Genomic DNA, 8324 nt, shown 5'->3' on the forward strand with positions numbered 1-8324 from the left:
TATTTTTGACGAATTTATAAAAGCATTACCGAATAGCCTGGCCAGGCTACTCGGTAATGCTCAATGAAGTGGAAACTAGTAATATATCGTGCCATAACCGTTTGACATCAATGGTTACGGTCTATTTTGATACTTTCAACCTTTAGTTATGTGCTAAATCCTAATGATGGGCGTCAGCTCGATATTCTAGAATATCACCAGGTTGGCAATCTAAAGCAGTACAGATCGCTTCTAGCGTGGAAAAGCGGATCGCCTTAGCTTTATCATTTTTTAAGATGGATAAGTTGGCCATGGTGATACCAACGCGTTGCGATAATTCAGTCACGCTCATTTTGCGTTTAGCTAACATAACATCTAAGTTAATTATTATGGCCATTTCTACACCTCAGACCGTCAAGTCGTTTTCGTGCTTCAACGCAATCGCGTGGGTCAATAATTTTTGTAACACGGCGGCGAAAACTGCAATTGTACTGGCAGCAAGTGCGAACATGAAACAGATAATAATGATCCCGGGAGCGTCTTGTTCTTGAGCAACAATGTACGCTAGCGGTAAGCCGAGAAAATATAAACCACTCAGCACCGCGGCGCTCACTTTAATTTTACGCAAGGCACGGATCGATAGTTCAGAAAAAGCACTGTCGGTGTCAATGTAGCGCAGTAACAACAGACCTTGCCACAAAGCAACGCAAAAAGCTGCAGCACTGGTATATAAACCGATAAAAGTAGCGCCGTACATTAATTTAATGGACCAATGCGGCGCTGTGATCGCGCTAGCAGCTAATGGTAGGACAGCGATACAAAGGCCTAGAACAAAGACAGCCATTAAATAAATTACAGATTTAAGAAAAAGTGTTTCACGTTTCATCAGCGCCACCTCATTTTTAAGATGGTTTTATTCTAACAGCTAATTTATTGTTTATCAATAAAAATATATTCTTTTTCAATAAAATATGTGCTGCCATTAGTTTTCTGATTGACCAGTAAAAATATTTTTATGATCGCGGACGTACTGTTCAAAAGAAATTGGTTGCCGTCCCAGCACCTGTTCAATGGTCGAAGTTGTCTTGTTGGCATTACCGAGTTGGGTGATTAAATACAGCATCACCATGACATTGACGTAATCTTTTTGCACACCACGTTTTAGCATCGTCTTGCGAAAGCTTAGTAGACTTGGCTGACTGTAAGTAATCGTTGTCTCAAGAATTTTTGACATCATGACAGCAATTTCGGCATAAGTCAAAGCTTTTGCACCGGTGATTTCAAGTTCGCAGTTGAGATACTCAGTCGATAAAAGACATTTAGCGGCCACTGCACCAATATCTCTGGTATCAATGAAGCTAGTTTTTGAATGGCCAGCAGGAATGTATAAATTGTGGTGATCACGAATATCCGCTAGATGGGTCGTATTTAGATTTTGCATAAAAAAGCTTGGGCGAATAAATGTGTGGGGAATACCTAATTTAAGAATTTGCTTTTCGATTTTATGGTGCGGGGTCACCGGATTTTTTTCGACCCCAATTAGTGAGACAAAAACGATATGTTTAACTCGACTGGCTTTAACTTGATCTAAAAATGGGAACATATCCAGCTTGGGTTTGGATAATTGTGGTGGCCGGACAAAAAAGACCCGATCAACGCCGGCTAATGCGCTAGAGAAATTTGCTGCAGCTAAAAAATCGAATTGGATAACGGTGACATTTTCAAATTGCTGAAATTTAGTTGCTTCGCTTTCGGGATGATGCACACCAGCAATAATTTCAACGCCTTTATTTTTTGCAAGCTCACTGATCAACGGAAAACCGATGTTGCCAGTGCCACCAAGAACTAGTATTTTTTCCATTATTATAGATCCTCACGATCAAGTTTTTGTAGTATGTTATTTAAGTTATTTTTTTCAGTTGCTGCAAGCTGATTTGTAAATTGACTTAAAACTGAATCACTGATAACCACGGCCTTCATGTATATTTCAATGCCTGCTGGGCTTAAAAATAGGTCAAACGCGCGACTATCATGACTGTTTTTAGTTTTGTAAATAAGGTTCTTGGCTGCTAGCCGTTTAATGATCGCTGATATGGTTGGTTTATCCATATCAAGTATCGTCGCCAGATCGTTAGCGGCTACTTGATTGGATGTTTGGCTAAAATGGTGTAATTGTTGAAGCACTGACCATTGCTGGATCGTAATGTTTAAATCGGTTAGGGCGTAGTTTAAGTTATATCTTAATTTTTTGGAAATACTCATTAATAAATAGCCGGTATTAGGCATAAAAAAATCTCCTTTGCGATATAGTTAGTTTACTAACTATATTAAAAAAAGTAAAGCTTTTCTTCACTGCGGAGCAATTACTTAGGTTGTGTTTCAAATTATCTAAGCAGCAATAATAAAATACCATTTTTTGAATAAATGTATGTAAAACGCAAGCTGCATTATCATACCTTGTTGCAATACGACGGAAATATTTTAGGTGATTAAAGAAATGTTCGATCGAGTACCATGACTGCAACTAATATATTTTCTCCGCATTAGGACCACTATTTTTAGCACCACACTGTGTTTGTGGACGCTAACCGCAGTTGAGTCGATTTTCTGTATCCGGTATCGCTAGCAATAGCGTTTGACGCTATTCCAGTATGTTAGGAAAGCGGCCAAAGACGAATATTTTTTGATTTGGAACACAGAACCTAGTTTAAAGCAAGAATATTTTAACTGTAACGTTGGTATCTAAATAATAATAGCACTTTAATAGGTGTACCGTATTAAAAAATATTAAAACAGATTTATTTTGTTAGGCTTACCTAATAAAGTGTTTAATTTTTTTAATTTAAGCGCTATAATGGGTTTGGTCAAGCAAGTTGGTGGCCAGAAAGGTGTGAAGTAGTATGGCGGAAAACGAAACAACACCGCGCAAACATAAATTAATTGAATACGCGAATGGACCTTCACTTGAGGAGATCAATGGCACAGTTGAGGTGCCGAAAGGAAAGGGATTTCTGAAGACTTTATTTATGTATTCTGGGCCAGGTGCATTAGTTGCGGTTGGTTATATGGATCCTGGTAATTGGTCAACCTCGATTACCGGCGGGCAAAATTTTCAATATCTGTTAATGTCTGTTATCTTGATGTCAAGTTTGATTGCGATGCTTTTACAATACATGGCAGCTAAACTTGGCATCGTGAGTCAGATGGATCTAGCCCAAGCAATTCGCGCTCGTACGAGTAAAGCACTCGGCGTTGTTTTATGGTTGTTGACGGAATTGGCGATTATGGCGACCGATATTGCTGAAGTTATTGGGGCAGCCATTGCTTTATATTTACTGTTTCATATTCCGTTGATGATTGCAGTGTTTGTTACTGTTTTAGATGTTTTGTTATTATTATTATTAACTAAAATTGGCTTCCGTAAAATTGAAGCAATCGTTGTTTGTTTGATTTTAGTTATTTTATTGGTTTTTGTTTACCAAGTTGCCCTGTCTGATCCAAATTGGGGTGGTGTTTTTGCAGGCCTGATTCCAAGAGCTGAAACTTTTTCTAGTGCAAAATCAATCGGCGGTCATTCGCCACTGACTGGTGCATTAGGGATTATTGGCGCAACAGTGATGCCACATAACTTGTACTTACATTCAGCAATTTCACAGACACGTAAAATTGATCATAGTGACGCGGAAGACGTGGCGCGTACAGTTCGCTTTGCCAGCTGGGATTCAAATATTCAGTTAACGGCTGCTTTCTTTGTTAATGCATTGCTGCTGATCATGGGCGTTGCTGTTTTCAAAAATGGTGCGGTTCAAGATCCCTCATTTTTCGGCTTATTTCAAGCGTTGTCGAATACCGCAACGTTAAGTAACGGGTTATTAATTAGTGTTGCTCGTTCTGGGATTTTATCGACCTTATTTGCCGTCGCCTTACTTGCTTCAGGGCAAAATGCAACAATTACTGGGACTCTAACAGGTCAAGTTATTATGGAAGGTTTTGTTCATCTACGGATGCCATTATGGCTACGGCGCTTGGTTACGCGGGTGATCTCAGTGATTCCAGTTTTGATCTGCGTTATGATGACCAGCGGTAAAAGTGCAATCGATGAACATACAGCGTTAAATACTTTAATGAATAATTCACAGGTCTTTTTGGCCTTTGCGTTACCTTTTTCTATGTTGCCGCTATTGATGATGACCGATAGCGCAGTTGAAATGGGGCAACGGTTCAAAAATTCATTATGGGTCAAAGTACTGGGGTGGATCTCAGTTATTGGATTGACCTATCTAAATCTGATTGGCTTACCTGGACAGATAGAAGGTTTCTTTGGTGCTGGCGCGACTAAACAGGAGTTATTATTAGCCGATAATATTGCTTATATTTTGATTGTGATCGTATTGGCGCTATTGATCTGGACTGTTTACGAACTATACCGTGGCAATAAAAAGTTTGCGACTAAAATGACTGCGGCTACAAATTAATAAGACGAGGGTGTGAGTTGATGAAGTTTTCACGGATTTTAGTTGGGGTAGATGATTCCCAAGATGCTTTATTAGCGTTTAAATATGCCGTTGACCAAGCAAAACAGGATCAAGCTGAATTAGTGATTGTTTCCATCTTAGAAAACGAGGAAATGAATGTGTATCAAGCTTTGAGCAAAGATTATGTTCATGGTGAGCGATCTGAATTAGAACAGCATGTACTAGGTTATCAGCACCAAGCACGTAAAGCTGGCGTAGAAACGGTCAGAACGATTGTTTCCGAAGGTGAACCGGGTGAAATTATTGTGAAGGATATTATTCCACGTGTTGACCCTGATTTATTGATTATTGGTTCAGAATCAAAGCGCGGGTTGGCGCAACATTTTGGTAGTCAGGCGGCTTATATGGCTAAATACGCACCAATTTCAGTGTTAGTTATTCGTTAAATTAGTATGAAAATGAACACTATTTATTGAAAATTTTTGATGATTTTCAGTAAGTAGTGTTCATTTTTTTTGCTTTATTTATTGTGCTGATCTATTTTGTGTTCATTTAATTGTTCCCAGTAGGCTTAGTATGATTCAATTTTGATCTCGCTGTTGCCTGGTCAATTAGCGACTGTGCTTTTACGTTACGGATACTTTATTTCAACTTCAATAGACTTTCAATATTGCCATGCGCAATCTTCTCTTTATCTGTTGCGGCAATGTTGGTGTTAGCTAGCTAAGAAGTCGCGGGCATTGCCTTTAACGTAAGGGTAGTCCTGCGCCCATAAGACGCGATCAGCACCCATTTAAAAAATCGGCATGAATTTAGGCGCATCTAAGAATTGATTGCCCTTGACGGAGTCTAACTTTTTTAGTTAACGTAATCTATGTCATAGGTTTTTAGTGTCTAATAGCGTACTCGATTTGAGAATCACAATAGCGTAAATAGTTTGGTAAAAGTACCACTTTCTAACATAATATAAAGGCCAATCAAAATATAGACAGTCGCGGTGATCCAGCGGCCGTATTTTTCTAACAAAGCGGCGACTACAGGTACTTTGACCAATAAATAGCCAACAAAACAGAAAAGCGTTAACATGACCAAAAAGGTGATTAGCACAACAATAAACGCTGCGCTTGAAAGGGTGACGAAGAAGGGCACATAGATACCGATGTTGTCCGCGCCGCATGTGGCAATCGTGATCAACGCCACGTTTAAAACCAATCCACGCCGCTTAGCCAGCGTTTCATGGACGACATCATCATTATCATCTTCACCGCTGATCAATAATTTGAGTCCCATAATGACTGGAATCAAACCTAACAGGCCCAGTACCCATTCAGCTGGAATAAAATGCAGCATCGTCGCTAAGATCAACGCACTCAAAACTAAGATGCCGGTGCCTAATAAATCACCTATGTAGACTGAAAGTTGTTGTTTACGCGTTTTGGTCCGGCTAAAAATCAGCATTAAAATAATCAAATAATCAATACTGGTTGAGATATAAGCGGTCGCACCTGATAAAATTAATTGACCCATTGTAAAAAAATTCCTCCATTGAATTAAGGCATATGACTTTGACAGGTAACTTTGGTCTGTTCATTGGTCCAATTTAAGCTGTTGATCACCACCGTCACTTCATCTAGAAAGTGAATGATGTCGGTGTTGACGATTTCGTAGTAATAATATTTGCCTTGGCGCGTTTGCTGAATTAAACCACAACCACGCAAACAAGCAAGGTGCTGCGAGATATTTGATTGTTTAGCATCAATTAGATCGGTTAGTTCGGTGACGTTTTTCTTGCCTGATTTTAATGCTTCTAATATCGCCAAGCGCACGCCGTTATTTAGTGCATGCAGTAATTTTTCTTGGGTAACTGTCATTTTATGACCTCCATATCATATTAGTCTATACTAATAGGATAAGCAGTTCAATAGTGAGTTGGCGGTAAAAGTAGGGGTATTACGGAAAAAAATTAACCTTCAATACGATGTTAACTTGCTGTTACCAGCAAACTAGTCTTATAATGAATGAAATTAGCGCTTATCTTATTTTTGAGTATAAATAGGGTGGCGATACAAGTAAGTAGTATCATCTGACTGCTAATAAGGAGTGACTGCAGCAATGTTTCAAAATATTCAACCCCATATTCTAGATACCCAGTACACACCACGAGCGATTCAAGCGGCCGATTATGTTGTGATCGTCAAGGGTGGTAAAATCTTAATGGCTGGCAAAACAACACCGACTTACGCAGCGTTAAGCGAAAATTATGCAGCCGATTTAACACAGCCGGATTATTTATTATCGATCGAGGACCACAGTTTTTTCTTTTTCGACGTGATTCTTACTGAAAAAGCTGATTTTAGTTATCAAAACCTAAATGTTTTGCGTACAATGCAGCCGCAATGGTTGGCCTTTACCACTGCAACTGCAGCGCATCTGGCTAATTGGTACAGTCAGAATCGTTTTTGTGGTCGTTGTGGCCAGCCTTTGGTGAAAGGGACCACCCAACGTAGTTTGATTTGTTCGTCCTGCGGTGGCGAGATTTTTCCACGTATCTCACCAGCCATTATTGTGGGCGTCAAAAAGGATAACCAGCTGTTATTGACTAAATACGCCGCTGGTTATGATCGCTACGCCTTGATTGCTGGCTTTGTCGAAATTGGCGAGACCTTGGAAGATACTGTCCGTCGTGAAGTTTTCGAAGAAACTGGCTTACAAGTTGACCACATTCACTACTATAAAAGTCAACCATGGGCTTTTTCACAATCCATTTTAGTTGGTTTTTTTGCTGATATTGCTGGGACAGAGGCATACACTACTGCAGAATATCATTCTGACGAAGCTGAATTATCGGTTGCTAAGTGGTTCGATCGTGATAAAATTCCGATCGATGATACAACGCTGAGTTTGACTTGGACCATGATCACAGATTTTCGGGCCGGCAGAGTCAAATAAGCTTATTTTGTTAAACTTATCTGATCAATCGATACAAAAAATACTTTGCAACGTAGCCGTCTTTTGCTATAATGAGTCTTGTTGTGGAGAGTTGGCAGAGTGGTAATGCAACGGACTCGAAATCCGTCGAACCGGCTTATACCGGCGCGCAGGTTCAAATCCTGTACTCTCCTTATTAGTATGTTCACGAAAAGTTTTTCAAAATTAGAAAGGCCGTTAAACCAGTGTTTAGCGGTCTTTTTGCTTGCTCAGAACCGTCATGAAAATTATTAAATTGAGAACAGCCGATTACTGTTAATCACTGCTATGATAGACTTGTTTGTATGAAGATTTAGCATTCAATAAAAAAATTGGGAACGTGAAATTCTAAAACGGCAACCTAGTCTTTGTGATTGGAATACTATTTCTCCAATTTAACTTTTGTCCCTAGGAATCTTTTCGCCGGTTACAGCTTCCATACCAGCTACAGTGACAATGATTTGGCGGTCGTCAAATTTACGCCATGATCCAGCTGGCCATTTACCTGGCGACTGCCTAATACTATTGCGGACGTAATCCTTGTTCTTTCCCCATAACCTAGCCGCTTCACCTGCACCTAGAAGTTCGCTACTGTGTAAATCAATCATGATATAACCACAAGGCTTTACTGCCCATAATATCAACGCTACAATTACGGCTATAAAACGCCTATTGAAATTTTTATGAAGCATATCACAAATGAGGTATTAACTTCTTTCTAACTTAATTTGACAATTTAGGGGTAAAAGAAACAATAACCTGAATTATGCATATGCATCAAATTGATTGGCCAAATTATCAGTTTTACGTAATTTCTCTATATTCACGACTTGGGCTAGTCATGACTAGCCAAGTTTGACTTAATTTAGTTAGTTTGATTAGTTTTCATACTTGATCGCGTCA

Annotated in this window: 10 protein-coding genes and 1 tRNA gene; 4 read left to right on the forward strand and 7 right to left on the reverse strand. The window is 39.4% G+C overall.

The genetic code is table 11. From position 1 onward, the window contains the following. Positions 1 to 160: 160 nt before the first annotated feature. The 4 genes from EKM76_RS12055 to EKM76_RS12070 all read right to left on the reverse strand — a co-directional run bounded on the left by EKM76_RS12055 (position 161) and on the right by EKM76_RS12070 (position 2265). The gene (locus EKM76_RS12055; protein WP_125550863.1) at positions 161 to 376 is read right to left on the reverse strand and encodes a helix-turn-helix domain-containing protein; all 216 of its coding nucleotides are present in this window, start codon (positions 374 to 376) and stop codon (positions 161 to 163) included. 9 nt (positions 377 to 385) lie between these two features. Further along, positions 386 to 865 carry a DUF2975 domain-containing protein gene (locus EKM76_RS12060; protein ID WP_125550864.1) on the reverse strand — a complete coding sequence of 160 codons (480 nt, stop codon included), beginning with the start codon at positions 863 to 865 and terminating at the stop codon, positions 386 to 388. A gap of 96 nt (positions 866 to 961) precedes the next feature. Then, positions 962 to 1840 (reverse strand): SDR family oxidoreductase, encoded by an 879-nt coding sequence (locus tag EKM76_RS12065; RefSeq protein ID WP_125550865.1) that lies wholly within the window; start codon positions 1838 to 1840, stop codon positions 962 to 964. A gap of 2 nt (positions 1841 to 1842) precedes the next feature. Next, positions 1843 to 2265, reverse strand: a complete 423-nt coding sequence (locus tag EKM76_RS12070; protein WP_125550866.1) for a MarR family winged helix-turn-helix transcriptional regulator — start codon at positions 2263 to 2265, stop codon at positions 1843 to 1845. 614 nt (positions 2266 to 2879) lie between these two features. Here EKM76_RS12070 and EKM76_RS12075 point away from each other — a divergent pair. Together EKM76_RS12075 and EKM76_RS12080 are read left to right on the forward strand one after the other, a co-directional pair. Beyond that, the gene (locus EKM76_RS12075) at positions 2880 to 4454 is read left to right on the forward strand and encodes an Nramp family divalent metal transporter (RefSeq protein WP_125550867.1); all 1575 of its coding nucleotides are present in this window, start codon (positions 2880 to 2882) and stop codon (positions 4452 to 4454) included. A gap of 20 nt (positions 4455 to 4474) precedes the next feature. Then, the gene (locus EKM76_RS12080) at positions 4475 to 4900 is read left to right on the forward strand and encodes a universal stress protein (RefSeq protein WP_125550872.1); all 426 of its coding nucleotides are present in this window, start codon (positions 4475 to 4477) and stop codon (positions 4898 to 4900) included. 472 nt (positions 4901 to 5372) lie between these two features. Here EKM76_RS12080 and EKM76_RS12090 read toward each other — a convergent pair whose 3' ends face one another. Together EKM76_RS12090 and EKM76_RS12095 are read right to left on the reverse strand one after the other, a co-directional pair. Beyond that, positions 5373 to 5981: a CadD family cadmium resistance transporter gene (locus tag EKM76_RS12090; RefSeq protein WP_125550868.1), complete on the reverse strand. Its 609-nt coding sequence runs from the start codon at positions 5979 to 5981 to the stop codon at positions 5373 to 5375. A 23-nt stretch (positions 5982 to 6004) separates the two neighbouring features. Beyond that, positions 6005 to 6325 carry an ArsR/SmtB family transcription factor gene (locus EKM76_RS12095; RefSeq protein ID WP_125550869.1) on the reverse strand — a complete coding sequence of 107 codons (321 nt, stop codon included), beginning with the start codon at positions 6323 to 6325 and terminating at the stop codon, positions 6005 to 6007. Positions 6326 to 6566: 241 nt separating this feature from the next. Here EKM76_RS12095 and nudC point away from each other — a divergent pair, with 241 nt between their 5' ends. Both nudC and EKM76_RS12105 read left to right on the forward strand, forming a co-directional pair. Beyond that, a complete protein-coding gene (gene nudC / locus EKM76_RS12100) occupies positions 6567 to 7403 on the forward strand; it encodes an NAD(+) diphosphatase (protein WP_125550870.1) in 837 nt (278 codons plus the stop codon). Between the two features lie 85 nt (positions 7404 to 7488). Next, positions 7489 to 7576, forward strand: a tRNA-Ser gene (locus EKM76_RS12105). Between the two features lie 240 nt (positions 7577 to 7816). Here the strand turns inward: EKM76_RS12105 and EKM76_RS12110 are convergent. Further along, complete coding sequence (locus tag EKM76_RS12110; protein ID WP_125550871.1) at positions 7817 to 8029, reverse strand: helix-turn-helix domain-containing protein; 213 nt, start codon at positions 8027 to 8029, stop codon at positions 7817 to 7819. Between the last annotated feature and the right edge of the window lie 295 nt (positions 8030 to 8324).

Source organism: Loigolactobacillus zhaoyuanensis (assembly GCF_003946385.1).
GTDB lineage: Bacteria > Bacillota > Bacilli > Lactobacillales > Lactobacillaceae > Loigolactobacillus > Loigolactobacillus zhaoyuanensis.